Raw genomic sequence first — 20,294 nt, forward strand, 5'->3', positions numbered from 1 at the left:
CTTTCCCCGCTACACGGCGCGAATGTTGCGCCCACAAGGGCAAAAAACCGAGAGGACCCCGGTGGAAACAAGATCCAATCCGACATCCGACAACCCGGCTTCCGATTCGGGCGCTGAGCCGACGCCGCTTTCAGCGGACGGTCTGGTGCTCGTTCCACTGGCCGCTGCCGCGGCCTTGGACCCGTCCGTGTTCAGCAAGATCAACGCCTCCGAAGCGATCCCGGCCTCCTGGGAGGACCGGGCGCGCAAGGCCTGGGAGTATTACCTCGAAGAGCCGTTGGTGAAGAACTGCGTCAACTCCTGGCGCACCTTCGCCGTGGGTGATGAGATCAAGATCGCGGGCGACGACGAAAAAGTAAAATGGGAAGCCATAGAGCTGTCCGACCGCCTGAGCGTCTCCGAGTTCGTCAAGGACATGATTCTCCAACTCCTGGTCAAGGGCGACGCCGTCGGATTCAAACGGTACACCAAGGATGGCAAGGACCTGGAGGAACTGGTCTGCGTTAACCCGGTGTCGGTCAAGGTCAAGTACGCCCAGGGACAACTCGTGGAGGTTATACAGGTCCCCGAGGATAATCCAAGTGCGTCGGATGGGCTGGACCTGCCCGTGGAGCAGGTGCTCCACCTCAAGTGGGATGCGCCTGCCTTCTCTCCACGTGGCAACTCGCTCGTCCTTCCCGCTTTCCAGTCCATCGAACTTCTGCGCGATTACCGCCGGGCCGAACAGGCCATTGCCAAGCGCTGGGCCACGCCTTTCAGGCTTCTCAAAGTCGGCGGCGCGTTCGGCCAGAAGATGGTCATGCCCGACCAGAAAATGCTCGAACAGGTCCGGGACATGGTCAACAAGATGGACCTCAAGAGCGGACTGGTCGTCCCCTTCTACGTCACGGTCGAAACCCACGGCACCGAGGGGCAGGTTCTCAACGTCGAGGACAAGGTCAAGGAAGTGAAGGAGGACATCGTCGTGGCGCTTGGTCTCTCGCGGTCGCTGGTGACCGGGGACGGCCCGAACTTCGCCACGGCTTCGGTGAGCCTTCAGAAGATGCTGGTGATGATCCGGGAGATCAAGCAGGCCGCCCGGATCATCCTGAACTGGATATTCAACGACTGGCTGGAGCTCAAGGGCTGGGAAGACAAGACGCTCCAGTTCCTGTTCAACGACCTCGATCCCTCGGACGCAGTCGATTTCAAGCGCCTGCTCATCGAACTCTACGACCGCAAGCTCATCAGCCGTTCGAGCCTGCAAATCAAGATGGACCTCGACCCGGACATCGAGGCCGCCAACCGGGAGACCGAGAAGCGCTCGGTGGACATGCTCGACGAAAAGCAGATCAAGCCCATTGTCGATATGGTGACCGCCGGGATCATGGGCGTCGAGACGGCCCAGGAGATGCTCGGCCTCGACCCGGCGAAGAACCCGGCTGGGAGCCGCGCCGAAGCATCGTGGGCCGGACCGTTCGCCCGCGCAAGCATCGCCGCCGTCTGTGACGACTGCGCGCATTTCGACGGCGACCTCAACCATTGCCGGGTCCAGCGAAACGAAACCACCTTCGATACCCCGGTCTGCCGCTTCTTCGACCCAAAGAACGCCGCAATGGAACACGGCTCTGACCGGAAGGAAGAATCGGCGTCCCTGCAGGCGGCGTGCCGAGAGTGCTCGGGATGATCGGCGCGCTCGCGGCCAAACTTCCGCTCTCTCAAGCCGAGGCCATTCGCTTGGCCACGGAGAAGAGCGTCCGCACCCGCAATCTCTATACGGAGCAAACGGTCGCCGAGCTGACCGCGATGCTCGCCGCCGCCGAGGAGGAGGTGCGCCGCGCCATCCTCCGCTACAAGAGCCTCGGCTCCCTCCCTGACAACAAACTTGCCGCTCTCGAAGGCCTCAAGAAACTGCAAACCGACATCCAGGAGACCACGAGCCGCCTGCACCGGGAGCAGACGCTGCTTTTCCGGAAGACGGCCAAGACATCCTTCCGCCAAGGCGTCTACCGCGGCATCGACGAGTTCGCCGCGGCGCAGCTTCCCTTTTACCGTGACTTGACCCCGGAGGGTATCGACAAGCTCGCCACCCGAGTGTTCACCCTGGTGGATACGGATGCCCTCGATTTCATGACCAACTACAACCTGGTCCTGGCCGGCGACGTCAACCGCGAGCTGGCCGACGGCATCAAGCGTGTCGTGATGGGCGGCGTCGCCACCGGCAAGGGCGTGGAGGACATCGTCCGCGACCTCGGGCGCGTGGTGAAAGACCCGGAGTCCTTCCGTTATGCCGGTTCCAAGGTGTTCACCAAGGCGCAGTACCGCATGGAGGTGATCGCCCGCACGGAGGTCCTGCGCGCCCACAACCAGGGGCGACTCAAATTCCACGACAAGGTCGGAGTCAGGAGGCTCGAATGGATGACCATGGAGGACGAGCGGGTCTGCCCGGTCTGCGGGCCGCTGGACAGTAAGGTGTTCGACACGAACCGCTTTCCCCAGCAACCGGCCCATCCCAACTGTCGCTGCACGAGCGTGGTCGCGTGGCCGCTGGTGATCTGCGGAGGTGAGCTGGGGGCGAAAGCCGCGGACGAACCCGCCGCGTGCATCATCCCGCCCCAGACCATCGAAGAGCAGGCGAAGACCAAGGCGGCGGAAGACGCAAAGCTCAAGGCAGCTTTCGAGGGCGGACAGATCGCCGACCTGAACACTCTGAGCGTGAAGCAACTCCAGACCCTGGCCAAGCAGAACGGCGTCTCCATCGCCAGGAACAAGGCCGACTTCATCAAGCTGCTCGATGCGGCGGAGCCGGGCGTGGACCACTCCAGCCTCGCCGGAGCCGCGCTCGATGCCAAGCTCAAGGAACATAAGATCGGCCTGCTCCGCACCAAGGACGACCTGATCCAACTCCTGGCGCAGAAACAGGCGTCCCTCAAGCAGGCGCAACAACTGGCGGACCAGTTCAAGAAAATTCCGCCGAGCGGCGGGCTGCATGACCTCACCGTGGTCGAGCTGCAGGAGATGGTCAAAGCCAAGGGCGTGTCCCTCAACATGACCAAGCAGGACGTGATCGATCTGCTCGACGAGTTGGAACCCGGCGTCGATCACAAGGCGCTCCAAGGCGCGACTCTGATCGACGCCAAGAAGAAGCACCACATCGGCCCGCTCAAGAACAAGCAGCAGCTTGTCAAGGCGCTGGAAAAGTCGGCCGGTGAGGAGCTGGCGGAAAAGGCCAAGAAGGAAGCTCTCGAAGCAGCCGAGAAGGCCGCAATCAACAAGGCGAAGCTGGCCGTCGAGCAGACCGCGGCGAAGGTGGTCGTGCCGGAGTCCCCCGCAGGATACGCCGACTTCCTTTCGGCGGTGAAAGATGCGGAATCGGCGCTCGCGGCTTCGCCCGGCCTGCCGCAGGAGATACTCGAAGGACACGCCAAGGAGCTCGCCCTTAAGAAGAAGCTGTTCCAGGACCAGGTCGCGTCCATGAAGGTCGGCGACCTCAAGACCCTGGCCAAGGACACCAAGCTCAAGCACTGGCAGTGGGCGAACAAGGACGAACTGGTCACTCTGCTTACGGAGACCGACCCGGCCAAGATCGAGGCCGCCAAGACCGGCATCGAAACGAAGCACGCAGCCTGGTTGGAAAAGCACGGTGGCAAAAAGAAGGTCTCCACACCCGAACCGGCGAAACCCGCACCGACTCCGAAGCCGACGCAGCCGTCCCCGCCGGTTTTCGCCAAAAAAGGTACGCAGTTCGAGGAGGCGGACGCGGCCTGGATCGCCAAGGGCAAATCAGGAAACTTCACGTCCGCGGGCAAGGCGCAGGTCGGCGGCGCGCACAGCAAGGAGTTCTGGACCGATGAAGCCGGCGACCGCTGGCTCTTCAAACCGGTTGAACGGGCCGGTGACCAGTTCATCGCCTATGGAGAGGAAGCCGCTTACAAGATCGGACGCCTCATCGATCCGGACGCGGTCGAAGTCCGCACCATCCGCCTGAATGGACGCCTCGGCTCCATCCAGAAGTGGCGGACCGACCTCAAAGATCGCTTCGACTTCGCAGGATTGGACCTCACAGACCTCACCACCCTCGACATCGAGCAGATTCAGCGGGAGCACGTCGTCGACTGGTTGATCTCCAATCACGACGGCCACGCCAAGCAATTCCTGCGGGGTCGAGACGGGAATGTCTACGGCATCGACAAAGGACAGATCTTCAAATACCTGGGCGAGGACCGCCTGGCCGTCGACTATCACCCGAACGCCAAGTACGGCGAACAAGAACCTTTTTACAATACGGTTTTCCGCGCCGCCAAGGAAGGCAAGGTCAAAATCGATCCCGCGGCGACCCTGCGCTACATCCGCGAAGTGGAGAAGGTCGCTGATGAGGATTATCTGGCTATTCTGCGTCCCTATGCCGAGGGACGATTCGGAGGGGACGAGTTTCGGAAGCAGGCTTTCTACGACACCGCCCTGGCGCGGAAGCGGAACCTGCGCCGCGATTTCGAGCATTTCTATGCGGACGCGCTGGGCCGTCGGGATTTCCGCTTCGAGGATGTGCTGGAGGCGCTGCCGAAAACGCGCCTGGGTCCGACCGAAGAGGCGCTTCTTGAGGAGGTCCGTTCGCTCGGCTGGCAGGGGAAGGTCCTGCCCTTCGACGAGGACGACATCGAGGACCAGAACGCCCTGGTCTTTGTCGAGACCTTGAAGGGAAAGCAGCGGACCGTGGTCAAGATGAAGGTTCGGCCCGAAGCGGAAGGCAAGCTCATGGAGGCGCTGCGCAAGGTGGGAGTCGATACTGCGACCGCCCGGGTGGGTGAGGCGCTGCCGCAGGACGTCTTCGCACAAGACATTTTGTCCGCGGTGAAGACGGTCAATCATCACGCCACGGACCAGCAGTACAACCAGAGCTCGCTCAAGAAAGCGACGGACCACCTGAAAGCCTTGAAGCGCATGGCCGACTCGGACGATCCCGACGAGCGGGCCATGGCACGGAGCTACATTGACTGGATCGAAAAGGTTCAGGAAGCCGCGCGTGAACACAAACCGGTAGGCGGGCGCTTCGATGCCTATCTCAAGAAACATGCCGTGCCGGAAAAGAAACCCAAGGAGGCTCCCTTCACCGTGCGGCGGACAAAGGCGCTTCAGGCCAAACGGGAGCTCAAGAACGGCGAACTCGTTGTCGTGGACGAGGCGGCGGACAACTCGGCGCTCTTCCGCAGCCGCAGCATGAAGGCCGGCGAGCAATACGAAATCGACTTCGGCGACGGCACGCGCGCCGTCTACCGCCCTTGGTCGGACAAGAACCTCTATGCCCAGCAGGGCGAATTTGAGATGGTTCTCCCGGACAGACCTGACGCCAAGAGCCTCGAGCGGGCCATGGAACGTATGGAATCGCTGGGCATCAAGGCAGGCGCGGCCACGCCTCAGGACGCCGAACTTCTCTATCTTCACAAGCAAGCCTACCTCGCCAAGGTGGACCGAGAGCCGGACTACAAGCGGCTGGTCGAGGAATTGGACCGCCGGGCGGCAGGCAAGGAGGAACGGGTCCGGGAGATACGCGGCTTCTGGGAAAAACGGCTCGGAGTGAAAGACATCACCCGCATGCCAGGCTACGACCCCATGGGTGAATACCAGGCCGCTTTCAAGAATCCCGCCAAGCGCGCCGGCTACAGACATCAATACCGCTTTGACATTTCCGACGCGGACATCGAGAAGCAGATGAAGGGATACGGCCTTCACCACCGTTTGACCAACGGCGAAGACGTGGCGTCGTTCATCGATGCAGCGCTGGGAAACAATGGAGCCATGGTGAGCACGGTCGAGAAGCTGCGCGCCGGTGTTCCGGTGGGCGGGATGTCGCCGGAAGCGGACATGGACACCGGCGGCGCGAGCTATTTCTTCACCCGGATCAAGAAGCTCCCGACGGCCGGAGGGTCGTCCGACACTGGGCTCTACTTCAAAAAAAGAATGCTCCGTCGCATGGACGCCATCAGCTACGACCACGACGCCTTCGGACGGGTGAGGGACGAATACGTCTCGAACCACCGAGGGAGCACGCCCGAGGAGTGGAAACAGTTCGCCCGCCGAGGCAGCAACGAGACGATCTTCAAGTACTCGGTGACCCTGCTGGACAACATCGACGTGATCGTGGTCGGAAGCGAGCGGGAAAAACAAAGGCTGCTGGATGTGTTTCGCAACCGCAAAATCATGAAACTGCCCGACGGCCGTAAGGTCGAGGACATCGTGCTGGTGAGGTGAGCATGAAAGAGTTCATCGAAAAGGAGAAGGCCCGTCTGCAGGCGCTTTTCGAGCCGTTCAACACCGGAGGCTCCTGGATGACGCTGGCGGAGAAAGGCCGGACACCGGTCCGGGTCGGACTCGTGGATGGGTTCACTGTGACCCGTGTAGCCCCGCACTTCGACGCCGGGGGCGAGGTGACGCGTGTCGATTTCTGGCTGCTTTTGAGAATGCTCGGCTACGACGAGGGCTTCCAGCACGCCCACACAATCAAGGTCGTCTCCTGGTCACAGGACGACGCCTACCTGCTCGATCTGCTCGATGATCGGGATCGCGGGTTCCATATTGAGCTCATCTTCCCGGATCAGGAACCCAACGAGACGGCGGACTGGAAGCGCTGGCGAGACTATAAGGCCGGAAACCGGGACCGATTCGAACGGATCGACGCGGAGCTTCTGGCCGAGCACACCCGCATTGCGGAGGAATGGGAATGAAGCTCAAGTACATGATCGAATACGCGCTCCGCGACCGTATCCGCAACCCGCGTTACGAACCCATCGGAGTCTGGGTTCAGGGTACTGGCCCGGGGTTGGACCTGGTGATCGAGTTCCTGCCCGGAAACGCGGACGCCGAGGAAGACGCTCAGTGGGTGGTCAACCAGCTGGTGGAGCAAGGCGTCCGCAGCCTCCCTGATGATTTTCTGGCTTACCACCAGGGCACCCTTTCCCAATATCGCGGCATGCGCGGTCCCGTTATCCAAACAGACGAATACCCGTCCACCGAATCTTGCGCCCGGTCGGTCATCGACCGGATCAACTCGGGCGGCGTTTCCTGATTCCCCCTCCGACACTTTCCGACGGTCTCCGGTAGGTATCCAAGCGACAGGGCTATCGGCCTGAGTTCGGGGTTCGCCCCGAACGCGGACCGTCCGCCCACCGGCATCAACCGGATTTGTCGCGACATGACCGGAGAACCGAATGGAGCTTTTCGCAACCGACCGTGACCGACTGGCGTTCCTCCTCGAAACGGACGCCGCCTTGGACCTGGACTTCGAGGCGCTCGAGGCCCAGGCCAAGGAGGCTGTCACAGATGAGGCGTCACCGGCCGAACGGCCAAAATACATCACCAATTACATCGGTTCGAAGCAGAAGCTGGTTGACTGGATCTGGAAACACACGCCGGAAGGTGTTGGCTCCGTCCTGGACGCGTTTTCAGGTTCCGCTGTCGTGGCCTATATGTATAAGACCAAGGGCCTGCGGGTCCTGGCCAACGACCGGCTGCGCTACTGCCACCACGCGGCCCGGGCGATCATCGAGAACGACAAGGTGCGTCTCTCCGATGAGGACCTGGAGGCGCTGCTCGCGGACAACGCGAAGGCCGGAACCTTCGTCCGGGACAACTTCAAGGGCATCTTCTTCGCCAAGGGCGTCCACGGTCTGATCGACACGATCCGGGCCAACGTCGACAAGCTCTCGGGCTTCAAGAAAGACATCGCCCTGTTCGCACTGGGTAAGACCTGCATGTCCGGCAAGGGCGGCTTCGGGCATTTTTCGTCGTCGACCCGCTACGGCAAGCGCGAGGACACCCCGGAGGAATTCAAGGAGCGGCTGCGCAAGAACGTGGCCCGCATCAACGCCCTCGTTTTCGACAACGGCAAGGAGTGCAAGGCGTCCCGCAAGGACATCAACGATTTCCTGCCGGAGGCCAAGGCCGACCTGGCCTATTTCGATCCGCCCTACGCCACGGAGTTCTCGACCACCAACTACGAAAAATCCTATCACTTCGTGGAAGGGCTGATGACCTATTGGGATGGGCTGACCCTTGTCAAAGACTCCAAGACCAAACACTACGAGACCGACCACAAGACCGTCACCCGCACCAACGCCGCGGAGTTCTTCGAGACCTTCCTCGGCAACTCCAAGCACTTCCCGCACTGGCTCATTTCCTATCGGGACCACGCTTATCCGAACGAATCGGAGATGCGGCGGATCATCGCCTCCATGGGACGAAATTCGTCGATGCGCTCCCACGATCACCATTATGCCATCACATCGCGGCACGGCGAGGCGTCCCACGCCAAGGAACGGCTGTTCATCTGCCGCAGAGCCGAGGGCGCAGAGCGATCCGCCAAGGCGTCCGCAGAGGACAGCCTACGGGCAGAAGCCATCTGGGAGGAAACCGAGAACGAGGTGCGCTTCCGCGTCCGGAACCCGGACGAGTTCGAACCCGACAGCTTTCGCCGCAAGCCCCTGGAGGGTGTCGATGGCGTGGCGATCATCATCGGACGCCTGAAAAAGGAGTTCGTGCCCGAGGGCGGCAACCCGCGTTCCATGGTGCTGCAGGCCTACCGGTTCGTCCGCAAGACGGAAAAGAACCCGGATGGCTGGACCAAGGAGAAGGCCAAGGAGTGGATCGACAAACACGAAGCCGGACGGGCCGTCGATGCCGCCCTGCGCGTGGAGGAGAACCTGATCGCGCTGGCGGACGCGCCGCTGGGCGAATCGCTGGACCTATTGAGCTGCCAGGCCGGGAAAGCGGAATCGGTCCGCGTCACCGGTTTCATGGGCAGCAAGTACCTGATGCTCGGCTGGATCGAAAGCCATGTCCCCAAGGACGCGGAGAGCATCCTCGATGCCTTTTCGGGCGGGGCCAACGTCGCCTACCACTTCAAACGCAAAGGGCTGAAAGTCATCGCCAACGACCTCCTGCGGTATCCCCACCATCTGGCGCGGGCCGTGGTGGAGAACTCCGGCGAGACTCTGAGCGACGAGGATGTGGACCGAATCCTCGCCCCAAATGCGGACGCGGGCACGTTCATCGTGGATCACTTCTACGGGTACTACTACACCAAACCGGTGCTCCGGTGGCTGGACCAAGTCTGGGCGAACATTCAGAAGCTTCACGGCTACAAGAAAGACCTGGCGCTTGCCGCGCTCGGCACCACCGTCAAGGCCAAGAGCGCCTTCGGCCAGTTCTCGCGGTCCAAGATGCACCGCAAGGCAGACCTCGACACGGATGCCAGCCTGGAGCAATCCCAGCTCTCCAATCCGCCGCTGTCCAAGTTCATCGAGTCGTTCCGGCGCTCGGTGGGCCAGCTCAACCGGCTGGTCTTCGACAACGGCAAAGAGTGCAAGGCCTTCAACCTGGATGCGGCCGAGGCGGTTCGGCGATTCGGCGCGGACGTTCTATATCTGGACCCCCCTTACGTCACGGAGTTCGGCAGCAACGACTACGAGGACTCCCTGCATTTCATCGAGGGTCTCATGACTCGCTGGGCGGACAAGGAACTCCAAGACAATCCCCGCCGCAGTTATCCGTCACGGACGCGCTACACCAAGGAATCGATCCGTTCCCTCATGGAGACGTTGGCGGCCGACGCCCGCGGCAAATACGGCACGGTGCTCCTGTCATACCGCGACCGGGCTTTTCCGCGGGAGGAGGAAATCAAAGAGATCTTCGCCGAGCACTACGGCCTTGTCCGGGTCCGCGGCATGGAGGTGGACTACAACATCGCCAAGGACATCGGCCGGGAAGGTAAACACGCGAGGGAACTGCTCTTCGTCGCCTCCAAATCCCGAGGCGCGCCACGCTCTAAAGCGGATACGCGAGCACCGGCGGCATGTCACACCTCGTTCCCTGTGGAGCTGTCGCTCGATACGTTCACCGGGCTCCAGACCGAAGCGGCGGCATTGGACCAGGCCGCGGGCGATCCGCAGTTCACCTTCATCCTCTGCCGGGCCGGCACGAACAAGAACGGCGACCACTTCACCCCCGACGAACTGGCCGCCCGTTACATGACGGCGATCAACAAGAAGATCGACCTGAAGCATTCCCAGGATTTCACCGACATTGTCGGCGGCATTGTGGGGGCGGATTACGTCGAGGACGAAAGCGGCGGCCGGATCGAGTGCGCGGGGGAACTCTATGTCTCCGACAGCCCGCACGCGCAGTTGGCCTACAAGCTCATCCGCAAAGGGATCATCTCCCAGGTCTCCATGGAATGCGACTACGAGGAAGGCGAGTGCTCGATCTGCGGCAAACGCGTCGTTTCGAAGAGCGATTACTGCGTCCACCTGCGCAAGAACAAGGGCGGCGAGCTCCAGGGGCAGCCCGTCTACGAAATCCTCCACGGCGTCACTTTCACCGGGCTCGGGCTCCTCGACCGCAAAGGCGCGGACGAGAACGCCCGCATCCTGAAGGTCGCCGCGGCGGAAAACGATGGTTCGAAAACCCACTCTGAAGGAGGTCCGACTATGGACGAGAAACACAAGGAAACCGAGGAACGAGCGCTGGAAGCCGCCAAGAAGAAGGACGACGGCGGCGGCGGGACCGCGCCCGATGACAAGACCCGCCTCAAGGAACTGGAGCGGGAGAACAAGGAGCTCAAGCAGCAGGTGCTCGGCCTGCAGAAGCAGCTCGAGGAATTTGAAGCTGAAAGGAAGGCCGCCGCGAACCGGAGCCGGGCACAGAAGCTTCTGCGCAAGATCGAGAAAAACGGTCTGGCCTTCGAGTCCGACGAGGAGCGCGAGCAGGAACTCGCCCGTCTGGCCGGACTTTCCGACGACGCCTTTGCCGCCAGCGAAGCCGCTTTCGAGCGAATGCTCAAGGCCGGGTCCCGCGCCCACGCCGACGACAAGGACCGAGGAGCAGGAGCGGAAACCGCGAAGGCTTCATCCGGCTGCGACGATCCGCCCCTGCGCAGCGATGCGGGCGTACGTCCGAAGGACATCGAAGACAAGAAGACGAGTCTCGAGGACCGGCTAAAGAGCGGCTTCATGGCTGCCTACCGGCAACGAGTGGCGTCCGCGACCGGCGAACCGGTTTCGAACAACTGACAAAGGAGGAATGACCATGGCTTTCATCAATCCCAATCACCGGGGCCTCGCTTACGGCGACGGCTACCTGCAGGGCGACGGCCAACTCGGCCAGGTGGTGAGGATCGTCGGCAACGACCTCTTCGCCGTGAACACCACGCCGACGGCCAAGTCCTTCGGCATTCTGATCAAGGACTACAAGAACGGAGAGATGCCCGGCATCTACTGCATGGGCGGCGTTTATGAAACCGACGTCTTCGAGGGGACCGTGAATCCCGGCGACGACCTGAAGGTCTCGGGCAGCGGCAAACTCACCGCGGGCGTGCAGGCGGGCGAAGAAGTCATCGCTCGGGCCGTCTCCGTCTCCGGCGGAACGATCAAGTTCCGGCTGTTCATCTGATTAAAGGAGGAAAACGAAATGGAGACGATCCGCATGAACGTGCACAGCCAAGAATACATGGAGACGATGGCGCGCCTGATGTCCGAGGCGCTTGAGTCCCCGGAGGGGATGCGGGCGCTGGCCGCCGCCATCTCCGAGCCCATCGAACAGGAGATCAAACGCAAGGAGATCTCTTCGCTGCTGCTCACGAAGCACACCCTGCCCAAGGGCGAGCGTCCTCTCTACCAGAAGAAGCCCAAAGTAAAGGCCTACTGGATTTCCACCGAGGGCGAGGCTCAGGAGCAGGAGGTCGGCAAGGACGAAGTGGAGTTTCCCACCAACCGTATCCACTCCGCACCCATGGTCGACGTTTCGGTGCTCAAGAACGGCAACATCGGCACACTGATGGACATCCAGACCGCAGCCGCGGACGAAATCCGCAAGGAGATCGACAAGCGGACCATTACGGTGCTTTCGGCGGCGGTGCCCGCGGCCAACACCGTTGAAGTAACCGGCGCGACCCTCACCGAGGAGGCACTCAACGAGGCGATCTCCATCATCGAGGACCTCGAGTTGACGGTGAAGTACATCGTCATGCGGGGCCGCCGCTTCAATGACCTGCGGGGTTGGAACCTGGACCCGGAGACCAAGTCTGAGTTGCGTGCCAAAGGTCTGATCAAGAACTACGGGACCGGCGGCATTCTGTTGACCGCCGCACAGGCCATCGACGAGGTGCTGCTCATCCCCGATGAGGAGGTGGGCAAGATGCCGGTACGCGAGAACCTCAAGACCGAGGCCATCGAGCAAAAAACCCGCTTCAAGACCGGCTGGCTCGTCTGGTCGGAACTGGGGCAAGGCATCACTCGGCCGGATATCCTGGCCAAGATCAAGATTCTCGGCTGACGGAGGTGAGTTGTGACGGTGAAACTGAAGAACATCCGCCCGGGAGTCTTGATCATTGCCGACGCCAAGCTGCGCCTCGATCCGGGCCAGGCCTTCGAAACGGAGTCGATCTCCCCTCAGATGGAGTCGGCATTGTCCGCGGGAAGGCTCGCGCGGATGGACGGCGGAGATGATAAGCCGAGAGAGGAATCAACCTCGTCGGCCGAGCCGCGGCGAGAGGACATCACCGATCTTACCGCAGCCGAGGCTATTTCCCGGATCGGCGTCGAAAAGGACCCTGACAGACTTAAAGCCCACTTGGCGGGCGAGAAACGACGAACGGTGATCGACGCCCTCAAGAAACGGCTGACGGAGGTGGAAGGTGGCGCTGGCTGATCTCGTCGCCGTTCTCCGGACCGATCTGTCCGATCCACAGGGCGAGTTGTTCACTGACGATGTCCTTTCCCGCTGCATCCTGAAAGGCGTCTATCGTCTGGCGCGCGACCTGGAAATCTCTCTTTCCATCCTGAACGGAGAGGTGGTTCCCGAGCCGGAAGGCGAACCGCGCGAGTTGCTGCTCCTGCTGGGACAGATACATGCCTGCCAAGTCATGCGGGCCCAGACCGCCAATGCGTTTTCCTTTTCCAGCGGCGACAAGCGGGTGGATAAAACCAAGCAACCCGCGCATTGGGCCGGGCTCGAGGAAGACCTCAAGGCCGTGTACAAGCAGCGGCTGAGTGAAATCAAACCGGGAGCCGCCGCATCCCCCGAGGACTACATCATCACCCCCGGAGGACTCGCGCCGGTCATCTACGATCAAGGAAGCGAGCTTGAGCTGTGACCCTGCTGAGCGATCCCGAGAAAGCGTCTGCCGTCGGGGACGTAAAGGAACTGATCCTGGCAAGCTCACAGGAAGCCGCGTTGCTGCGTGCAGTCCCCGGTGAGCGATTGTATGGATCGGACGACGCCTCGTTCACTGAAGTGGAGACCTTTCCGCTCGAGTTCATCGAGACGCCGCCGGAGGACCTCGCCAACAAGATCGACGCCACGGCCTGCGTGCTCCCCGCCCTGGATGTGAGACCGGAAGACCGGGTGCGCAGCGGGGCGGACGTTTTCCGGGTTCAGACCGTAGTGGAAGAGCGTCTCTTCGGCGTCGTGACCCACAAGGTGCTGAAGCTGGTGTGGCTGCATGGGATTTAGCCTTTCGGGGACTTGCGACTATCCACGATCTACTTTTTTAGTTGCTTGCACTGGTTTGAGCAATCATTTAGATTTCCCTCCATGCCGCCCCCATGCCAGCCTTTTTCCTAAAACGTGCCTATACTAAGTTCTTCAGCGTCTGAAAAGTTTTCCATTGTAGCGATTGCTACGGCACTCTCCGATTTCCATTGTTATTCTAAATCAGAAGGTAACCCCAACACATAGTGATTGATTAGGAAGGCGATATGCAGACTCTCAAAGACAGGATAAACGACCTCAAGCTGAACTCAGTTGCAAGAATTCCCAAGGATTTCAGATTGATCATGCAATCCTCTACCGAGGATTTGAGTAAATCGGGCATTCTAGAGCAAGCTGTACAAAAGGGGGACACGTTTCCCGATGCGATGCTTATGAATAGCCGCAGTTTGCCAGTCAAACCAGCAAGTTACCTATATCGAGAATATACGGTTGTCACCTTCTACCGGGGAATTTGGTGACCTTACTGTAATTTGGAGCTGGAGGCTCTAAATGATTTTTTCAACGAATTCAATATGATAAGAGCTGGCTTAATTGCAATTTCTCCCCAAAAGCCGTCAATCAATCATGCGGTAAAACGTAAATTAGGGCTTAAGTACGAAGTGTTCAGTGATGTCGGACTTACCCTCTCCGAATCTCTCGGTTTGTTTTTGAGTTACCTTATCGTCTGCAAAAAGTCTACGCCGCTTTGGGAGTGGACCTTCAACGAGCCAATGCTGACGGACTATGGCGGCTTCCCATGCCGGCACGGCTGATTGTTGATCGAAGTCGGCGTATTCTCGATGCCGAGGTGAATGTGGACTACACAATACGGCCTGAGCCGTCAGAAACAATCAAAAAACTTGAGTTGATTATAATTCGTAATCGACAGGTTTAATCGATTACTGAAGATGATTTCATTAAATGGTTCCATTTAATAAAGGAGTGCCGATTATGAGAACACAAATTATAGGTGTATCTGGAAGCCCGATCCAAAATAGCAATACGGATCGATTGATCCAAGCGGTATTGAAAGCAAGTGGTCTCAGTGCAGAATTCATAAAATTATGTAAGACACGTATCAGCCCATGCATAGCTTGTTTGGGTTGTAAAAAGGACAATATCTGCAAAGTGGACGACGCTTTCCCAGCAATTGCAGAGAAGGTGCGTAATGCGGGAGCGCTCGTAGTCGGTGGATACAGCCCCTATGGCGGCGTGGATGGTTTTACGAAAGCTTTTCTGGAACGTCTCTTCTCCCTTCGTCATCAAAATGGCCTTAACAGAGGAAAACTGGCTGTTGTTGTCGCTACGGGGATAGGACGTGGAGCGCCCGGTCTTAATGAGGCTGCCGATCAAATCTCTCATGCTCTTAAACTTGAAGGGATGGAGGTATTGGGCCAATTGAAAGCAGTTGGCAATCCCGAATGCATGGTATGCGGTTATGGCGAGACATGCCCCATGAGCGCTCTCCCTTGGATATTCGCTGAGGACACGACCGTGACATCCGAGAAATTCAGCACTATTGAAAACCAAAAAGAAACATGGCAGCAGGCACATGATCTCGGACTTGTAATCGCTGCCCGTTTGCGTGGACAACTGGCAATGTAACAGTGGAGTGTGACCACACCAACGGAAAGGAGGTGAAACACGATAATAAAGACGGAGAATTTTATTGCTGGCCGAATTATAAGCGTTTTCATGTTTCAAAGACATCTTATGACACACAGGAGGCAATCATGGCGTCAAGTATTTCCAAAGAATTGCAGGAATTTGTAAAGGGCAAGCTGGGTTGGGTGGCCACAGCTAATCAGGATGGCATGCCCAATGTCACCCCCAAAGGCACTATTCAGGTGCTGGACGAAAACACGATTATCTTTGCCGACCTTTTTTCTCTCAAAACCAGGGACAATCTCAAGAACAATCCAAAGGTCGCAGTAACCCTTGTAGATCATGAAAAATTCATTGGGTATCAATTCAAGGGAAAAGCGGAGCTTATCGACAGCGGTCCAATTTACGAGAAGGTAAGAGAGGAGCTGAAGAAGGCGCCAAAACCGCTCCCCGAGCCCAAATACGTGGCAAAGATCACAGTTGAAGAGATTTATGATCAGTCTCCTGGTCCCAACGCAGGAAAGAAAATAGGATAATGCTCTGATCATAGTCACCAATTGGTCATGTGGAAAGCATTAGGTGACATGCTTTCCGAGTCAGGAAGGTGCCCCGGGGGCAGTAGTATATCTCCTGTCCCCGGGGCCACCGCCATTTTCTGGAGTCTATAAACGCGGAAGGAGTCGATTCCCATGAAAAGCGACTTTCACGATTCCCTCGTGATCGTATGGAGTTCACAAGACCCAGACGTCGCCCTGAACATGGTATTTATGTATTGTAAAAATTCTATGCTCAAAGGGTGGTGGGGTACTGTCAGAATGCTAGTTTGGGGGCCATCTGCGAAGCTACTTTCAGAGGACTTAAAACTGCAGACCGAACTCGTCGAAATGAAGAAGGTTGGTGTTGAAACGTTGGCGTGTAAGGCCTGCGCTGACAGGTACGGAGTGTCTGAAAAACTCGAAGAACTAGGTTGCCAGGTTATTTATATGGGAGAACCCTTAACACGATATCTCAAGGAGGGGTGCATGGTTTTGACTTTTTAATTTATAAAGTGCCGTGACCAATAATTGTACGGAGAATGTGACAAAATAACAAAGAAAGATACCAAAAATGTAGACCTGGAGGAGGTATTTCATGAAAGTGGACAAGATTTTAATAGCATGTGGGATTTTCAAGGATGAGATCAATTTCTTACTGGAAAGAAAGCGTGGCTTAATAGACATTGAAGTGATATGGCTTGACGCTGGACTTCATTCCGATCTTAAATTGCTGGAAAATGAGTTATCGTCCACTATCGATAATGCCAAAACTTTTGGAAGCGGTGATGTCAAGATATTGTACGGTAATGGATGCCTTCCACAGATTAGGTCCATGGCTGACAGAAAGGGCGTGCATATTATATCTACAAAAAACTGTTTGTCTGCCTTCCTCGGAGAAGAGAAATTAATAGAATTAGAACAAAACAACACGATGCTTATGACACCTACATGGGTGAGAGTTTGGCCTACAAATATGAGACGATTCTTCGGATGGAATGAGGTGGATTTCCGTATGAATCTTGGAAGGTATGAACGAATTCTTGTGCTGGATTCCGGAATTAATTCTTTGACGGAGGATGAAATACTCGAATTTTTCGACTTGGTACAGGTACCCATCGAGACCACGAGCTTGAACTTGGATCATTTTCATAATATATTAAATTTGTTGCTGAGGTGATTCTGATCCAAAAGTGGCGTGGTCCCTTCGGCTATTTTTTGCCACGACAGTCCAGTGAATTGGAAAATTGCAGGAAGGAGGCAGGTCCGATGAGTTGCCTATGTGAAAAGCTAAAACCGAAGGATAGTGAGTGGTCTCAAATATGCATCGGGCAGCTGTGGGTTTTTGAAGGCCTACGTCAGGCGGAAGTGGAAGCGGTCATCAGAGGGGCGTTGCGTCAAAGATATCAAGTGGGCCAATCAGTTTTTATGCAAGGCGATACAGCGAAACAGATTTCGTTGATCAAAGCCGGTCGCGTAAAATTGAGCAAACTCTTAGAGGATGGTACGGAACTAACCCTGGATATAAGGAAGCCTGGCGATTTTTTGGGGGAGTATATATTTAACGACGATTTCAACTATCCTGTGAGTGCGTGGAGTATGGAGGAGACGTTGGTGTGCAGCTTTACAAAAGATCGGTTTGAAAAATTGGTTCTTGAATATCCCAATATCGGTCTCCAGGTCATCAAGAACTTAAGTGGTCGTATCGTTCAGTTAACTGATCGAGTTGGGGCCATGTCCCAAACTCACCTAGAAGAAAGACTTTACCGTGTCCTCCTCAATGTTGCTCGGGAACATGGTGAAAAAAAGGAAGAAGGCTATGTCATTCAATTTCCGTTAACGCATGAAGATTTGGGTTTTTTGATCGGAGCGCATCGCGTCAGTATTACACGTGTTATGAAACGGCTAAAAGACTCTGGGAAGATCCTCCAAATGGGTCGAAAACTTGTACTGCCACTGGAAGCTATGACATGATGTTCATGCCCGCAACCGTTTTGCCTTGGCTAAAATCTAAAAGAAATACTTTTGAAAATGAGGAAGATTTATGGGAGTTAAGCGCTTCGGAGATTGGGACAAAGCGAAGGCGAAACTGGCCGCCAATCCGGGAGCCCGACTCGCCCTGGCGGTCCGGCAGGCGACCATCAAGAACGCCCTATTCCTCGTCCGCGAAATCAAACGCGGCATCCGCTCCCAGGCACCGGGCGGCAAGGCGTTCGTCAAGCTGGCCGAGAGTACCATCGCACGCAAAGGCTCCAGCAAGGCCCTGATCGACACCGGCTTTCTGGTCAATTCCATCACTCAGCGCATCCTCGCCGATCGGGCTTTCGTGGGGCTACTGCGCGGCACGGTCAACAAGGACGGCGACGACCTGGTGAACATCGGCGCGGTAATGGAATACGGAGCTACCATCCAGCACCCCAACGGCGCGGTGATTGTCATCCCGCCCCGTCCCTTCCTGCATCCCACGATGGAAAAGTACCGCGGGCAGATCATCGAGAACTACCGCCAGGCCATCCGCTCGGTGATTTGATGGGCGGTCTTTATTCCTTCTTACCGATTCCGCTCTTGATAAGCTTGTTCACCGATGAATGACCGGTCTGTTTGAGCAGGGTGTCCACATGCATGTCCGAGCGCACCCCGAAATCCCTATCGTACTGTTCTTCCAGCGTGCCCACGTGCTTGTCGTCGCGGGTGTCTCTGAGACGGCCATTCGTTTGATTTCGCGATCTGTTACCGCGCATTGAAGGATCATCTTTTGCCATTGGATATATACCTCTTCTTGGGTTATTGGTGCGATCATTGTCGCACTATATCGTCACCAGGTTTGGGTGACGGAATTCCCATAATGCTCAAATGCCCGGATCATCATGTCCGGGACCTGTGACCTTCCTGCCGCCGAATGAGGTCCGCAAAACGCGAGACGATCTTCTCGGTGATGTGCTTGGGATTCGACCGCCTAACGGTTTGAGAAAAAACCTCCGCCTCTTTGCCGGTGATTCCGCCGACCTTGTGCAGTTCTGCCACAAGCTCAAGCCCCCACAGCAACGAAACCCCTTCCTGTTTGCACAACTTCCGTAAATTCTTGTCGTTGGTCACGCAGGTTAAACCATGCCGTTTGGCCGTTAGCAGGCACAGCCAGTCCTCAAACGATAATGGTCCGGATCGGCCGCCGGCGGCATACGCATCTTCGATTTCCGGCTCGATGATGATCAGTCCGAGGGCTACCAGTTCGTTTTCATCATCGATTTCGTTGACCTCGTCGACGACCGGGCTGGTCACGTGCAGCGGCCCGATATGATTCACCACGAGTTCCAGCACGGCCCGCTCCGCCTTGATGAAATCGATCAGCACGCATGCATCCATGATCATCAACTTGCGGGGAGCCGGGCGGCGTGTCACAGAATGACCTCCCAATTCTGGAGCAGGTCCTGCATCTCCTCAATGCCGATCCGAAGCATCTCCGCGCCGCGGCTGAGCGATATTTTGTCTTTTTCCACCGCTTCCCTGGTCAGGCGTTTGAATCGGTCTTCGTAGAAATCGAACCTTTGCATCCCGAACGGCTCCGCTGGATCGATGCCCATCGGTTCTTCCTTGAAGGAAAGCTTCCGGTTGAAGTGTTGCTGATAGGCCATGTTGAACTTCATCCAGATGGACTTGTCCACGGCCCCTTCTTCCAGGAGACGCGAGAGAACGGTTTTATAACTGACCCGGAAAATGCGCTTGACCTTGAAGACCCTGTCGACGAAGTGTAATCCGGCCGCTTCATTCCATTCCTTGCGGAACCCCTCGTTCGGCATCAGAAAATGCCCGGCGAAACGGTCGGCTTCGTGCTCTTCCTCTTTGTTTTCCTCGACCTTGGTGACGTCGTAGGCGTCGGGATGCAACATGAGATGGCCGAGTTCATGGGCGGCGCTGAAAATGCGCCTTTCCACCGAAATCCGCTCCCATACGTTCACCACCACCGCCGGCCCGCCGTCCTCCTCGCCCACAGAGAGGCCGAAGAAACTATCGGAAGCCATGGGGACGGGGAAAACCTTCACGCCCGCGTGTTCGAGTAGGCCGCAGATGTCGTGGATGGGTTCGGTGGCCTTCAGCCCCAGCTTTTTCCGGCAGAGTCCGGCCGCCTCGGCGAGGCGGTCTCTGGAGCATTGCCTCCGGACAGCGCTAAGGCTGAACGGCATCTTTTTGTTCAGACTCTCCTCGAGGAAATTGAAATCATCGAGCCACCTCGCCACCTCGGCCAGGACATTCTCGCGATTTTGCATCCGCTTCGCCGAACGGAACCGGACGGTGCGCAATTCCCGAACCGGCTGAAAAAGCTCCTGAAGCTTCACATCGAGGGCCTTGGCGATTGCCTGCATGGTCCTCATCCGCGGCTCGCTCTTTGCGAGTTCGAGACTCTTTATCGCCGGCAAGGAGAGACCCGCGTTATCCGCCAGAGCGCTTTGGCTCAAGCGATTCGCAGTTCTCAACCGCCTCACATTTTGGGCGAGTATCTGCAGATTCATGGGCGCCTCCTTTCTAGTTTTTCTAAAATATACCACACGACAAAATAATGTCAAGTGGTATTTTTTAAAGCCGGAAAAGCCGCCCCGACACTTCCCGTCCGCCTCCGGTAGGTATCCAGCGGAAACAGTCGCTCGAACCGGAGGAACC

General features: G+C 57.6%; 21 protein-coding genes. 18 read left to right on the top strand and 3 right to left on the bottom strand.

Annotated features, from left to right (window positions below; translation table 11 throughout):
• Window positions 1-61: 61 nt before the first annotated feature.
• The 18 genes from ACYQ11_RS01335 (at window position 62) to ACYQ11_RS01420 (ending at window position 18,168) form a co-directional block, all read left to right on the top strand.
• Window positions 62-1,666, top strand: a complete 1,605-nt coding sequence (locus tag ACYQ11_RS01335) for a phage portal protein family protein (protein WP_459921925.1) — start codon at window positions 62-64, stop codon at window positions 1,664-1,666.
• Window positions 1,663-6,228, top strand: coding sequence for a phage head morphogenesis protein (locus tag ACYQ11_RS01340; protein ID WP_459921926.1), 4,566 nt, complete (start codon window positions 1,663-1,665; stop codon window positions 6,226-6,228). Before ACYQ11_RS01335 ends, ACYQ11_RS01340 begins: the two co-directional genes overlap by 4 nt.
• The gene (locus ACYQ11_RS01345) at window positions 6,225-6,701 is read left to right on the top strand and encodes a hypothetical protein (protein ID WP_459921927.1); all 477 of its coding nucleotides are present in this window, start codon (window positions 6,225-6,227) and stop codon (window positions 6,699-6,701) included. The genes ACYQ11_RS01340 and ACYQ11_RS01345 overlap by 4 nt, the downstream gene beginning before the upstream one ends.
• On the top strand, window positions 6,698-7,042 hold the full coding sequence (locus tag ACYQ11_RS01350; protein WP_459921928.1) for a hypothetical protein: 345 nt from the start codon (window positions 6,698-6,700) through the stop codon (window positions 7,040-7,042). The genes ACYQ11_RS01345 and ACYQ11_RS01350 overlap by 4 nt, the downstream gene beginning before the upstream one ends.
• 142 nt (window positions 7,043-7,184) lie before the next feature.
• Complete coding sequence (locus ACYQ11_RS01355; RefSeq protein WP_459921929.1) at window positions 7,185-11,042, top strand: DNA adenine methylase; 3,858 nt, start codon at window positions 7,185-7,187, stop codon at window positions 11,040-11,042.
• Between the two features lie 16 nt (window positions 11,043-11,058).
• Window positions 11,059-11,421, top strand: coding sequence for a hypothetical protein (locus ACYQ11_RS01360; protein ID WP_459921930.1), 363 nt, complete (start codon window positions 11,059-11,061; stop codon window positions 11,419-11,421).
• An 18-nt stretch (window positions 11,422-11,439) separates the two neighbouring features.
• Window positions 11,440-12,303 (top strand): HK97-fold major capsid protein, encoded by an 864-nt coding sequence (locus tag ACYQ11_RS01365; RefSeq protein ID WP_459921931.1) that lies wholly within the window; start codon window positions 11,440-11,442, stop codon window positions 12,301-12,303.
• A gap of 12 nt (window positions 12,304-12,315) precedes the next feature.
• Window positions 12,316-12,678, top strand: a complete 363-nt coding sequence (locus ACYQ11_RS01370) for a hypothetical protein (RefSeq protein ID WP_459921932.1) — start codon at window positions 12,316-12,318, stop codon at window positions 12,676-12,678.
• On the top strand, window positions 12,665-13,123 hold the full coding sequence (locus tag ACYQ11_RS01375; protein WP_459921933.1) for a hypothetical protein: 459 nt from the start codon (window positions 12,665-12,667) through the stop codon (window positions 13,121-13,123). The genes ACYQ11_RS01370 and ACYQ11_RS01375 overlap by 14 nt, the downstream gene beginning before the upstream one ends.
• A complete protein-coding gene (locus ACYQ11_RS01380; protein WP_459921934.1) occupies window positions 13,120-13,482 on the top strand; it encodes a hypothetical protein in 363 nt (120 codons plus the stop codon). The genes ACYQ11_RS01375 and ACYQ11_RS01380 overlap by 4 nt, the downstream gene beginning before the upstream one ends.
• 245 nt (window positions 13,483-13,727) lie before the next feature.
• Window positions 13,728-13,979, top strand: coding sequence for a hypothetical protein (locus tag ACYQ11_RS01385; RefSeq protein ID WP_459921935.1), 252 nt, complete (start codon window positions 13,728-13,730; stop codon window positions 13,977-13,979).
• Window positions 13,980-13,991: 12 nt separating this feature from the next.
• Window positions 13,992-14,273: a hypothetical protein gene (locus ACYQ11_RS01390; RefSeq protein ID WP_459921936.1), complete on the top strand. Its 282-nt coding sequence runs from the start codon at window positions 13,992-13,994 to the stop codon at window positions 14,271-14,273.
• Window positions 14,274-14,451: 178 nt separating this feature from the next.
• Entirely contained in the window at window positions 14,452-15,105 is a 654-nt protein-coding gene (locus ACYQ11_RS01395) for a flavodoxin family protein (RefSeq protein WP_459921937.1), read from the top strand.
• Window positions 15,106-15,233: 128 nt separating this feature from the next.
• A complete protein-coding gene (locus tag ACYQ11_RS01400; protein WP_459921938.1) occupies window positions 15,234-15,641 on the top strand; it encodes a pyridoxamine 5'-phosphate oxidase family protein in 408 nt (135 codons plus the stop codon).
• 153 nt (window positions 15,642-15,794) lie between these two features.
• Window positions 15,795-16,145 (top strand): DsrE family protein, encoded by a 351-nt coding sequence (locus ACYQ11_RS01405; RefSeq protein WP_459921939.1) that lies wholly within the window; start codon window positions 15,795-15,797, stop codon window positions 16,143-16,145.
• Between the two features lie 91 nt (window positions 16,146-16,236).
• Complete coding sequence (locus ACYQ11_RS01410; RefSeq protein ID WP_459921940.1) at window positions 16,237-16,818, top strand: DUF1638 domain-containing protein; 582 nt, start codon at window positions 16,237-16,239, stop codon at window positions 16,816-16,818.
• A gap of 89 nt (window positions 16,819-16,907) precedes the next feature.
• Window positions 16,908-17,612 carry a Crp/Fnr family transcriptional regulator gene (locus ACYQ11_RS01415; RefSeq protein ID WP_459921941.1) on the top strand — a complete coding sequence of 235 codons (705 nt, stop codon included), beginning with the start codon at window positions 16,908-16,910 and terminating at the stop codon, window positions 17,610-17,612.
• A gap of 70 nt (window positions 17,613-17,682) precedes the next feature.
• Window positions 17,683-18,168, top strand: coding sequence for a phage virion morphogenesis protein (locus ACYQ11_RS01420; RefSeq protein WP_459921942.1), 486 nt, complete (start codon window positions 17,683-17,685; stop codon window positions 18,166-18,168).
• 10 nt (window positions 18,169-18,178) lie between these two features.
• On the opposite strand, the gene ACYQ11_RS01425 is transcribed toward ACYQ11_RS01420, so the two are convergent.
• The 3 genes from ACYQ11_RS01425 to ACYQ11_RS01435 form a co-directional block, all read right to left on the bottom strand.
• Window positions 18,179-18,313 (bottom strand): hypothetical protein, encoded by a 135-nt coding sequence (locus tag ACYQ11_RS01425; RefSeq protein ID WP_459921943.1) that lies wholly within the window; start codon window positions 18,311-18,313, stop codon window positions 18,179-18,181.
• A 190-nt stretch (window positions 18,314-18,503) separates the two neighbouring features.
• Window positions 18,504-19,037, bottom strand: coding sequence for a hypothetical protein (locus ACYQ11_RS01430; RefSeq protein ID WP_459921944.1), 534 nt, complete (start codon window positions 19,035-19,037; stop codon window positions 18,504-18,506).
• A complete protein-coding gene (locus ACYQ11_RS01435) occupies window positions 19,034-20,146 on the bottom strand; it encodes a helix-turn-helix domain-containing protein (RefSeq protein ID WP_459921945.1) in 1,113 nt (370 codons plus the stop codon). The genes ACYQ11_RS01430 and ACYQ11_RS01435 overlap by 4 nt, the downstream gene beginning before the upstream one ends.
• Window positions 20,147-20,294: the final 148 nt, after the last annotated feature.

The sequence above is a fragment of the Desulfatiferula olefinivorans genome (genome assembly GCF_054657895.1).

What these genes read in the sequence shown, in the direction of transcription:
- ACYQ11_RS01340 (WP_459921926.1), top strand. Translation starts at nt 1,663, where the DNA reads ATGATCGGCGCGCTCGCGGCCAAACTTCCGCTCTCTCAAGCCGAGGCC.
- ACYQ11_RS01350 (WP_459921928.1), top strand. Translation starts at nt 6,698, where the DNA reads ATGAAGCTCAAGTACATGATCGAATACGCGCTCCGCGACCGTATCCGC.
- ACYQ11_RS01355 (WP_459921929.1), top strand. Translation starts at nt 7,185, where the DNA reads ATGGAGCTTTTCGCAACCGACCGTGACCGACTGGCGTTCCTCCTCGAA.
- ACYQ11_RS01360 (WP_459921930.1), top strand. Translation starts at nt 11,059, where the DNA reads ATGGCTTTCATCAATCCCAATCACCGGGGCCTCGCTTACGGCGACGGC.
- ACYQ11_RS01365 (WP_459921931.1), top strand. Translation starts at nt 11,440, where the DNA reads ATGGAGACGATCCGCATGAACGTGCACAGCCAAGAATACATGGAGACG.
- ACYQ11_RS01385 (WP_459921935.1), top strand. Translation starts at nt 13,728, where the DNA reads ATGCAGACTCTCAAAGACAGGATAAACGACCTCAAGCTGAACTCAGTT.
- ACYQ11_RS01395 (WP_459921937.1), top strand. Translation starts at nt 14,452, where the DNA reads ATGAGAACACAAATTATAGGTGTATCTGGAAGCCCGATCCAAAATAGC.
- ACYQ11_RS01400 (WP_459921938.1), top strand. Translation starts at nt 15,234, where the DNA reads ATGGCGTCAAGTATTTCCAAAGAATTGCAGGAATTTGTAAAGGGCAAG.
- ACYQ11_RS01405 (WP_459921939.1), top strand. Translation starts at nt 15,795, where the DNA reads ATGAAAAGCGACTTTCACGATTCCCTCGTGATCGTATGGAGTTCACAA.
- ACYQ11_RS01410 (WP_459921940.1), top strand. Translation starts at nt 16,237, where the DNA reads ATGAAAGTGGACAAGATTTTAATAGCATGTGGGATTTTCAAGGATGAG.
- ACYQ11_RS01415 (WP_459921941.1), top strand. Translation starts at nt 16,908, where the DNA reads ATGAGTTGCCTATGTGAAAAGCTAAAACCGAAGGATAGTGAGTGGTCT.
- ACYQ11_RS01420 (WP_459921942.1), top strand. Translation starts at nt 17,683, where the DNA reads ATGGGAGTTAAGCGCTTCGGAGATTGGGACAAAGCGAAGGCGAAACTG.
- ACYQ11_RS01435 (WP_459921945.1), bottom strand. Translation starts at nt 20,146, where the DNA reads ATGAATCTGCAGATACTCGCCCAAAATGTGAGGCGGTTGAGAACTGCG.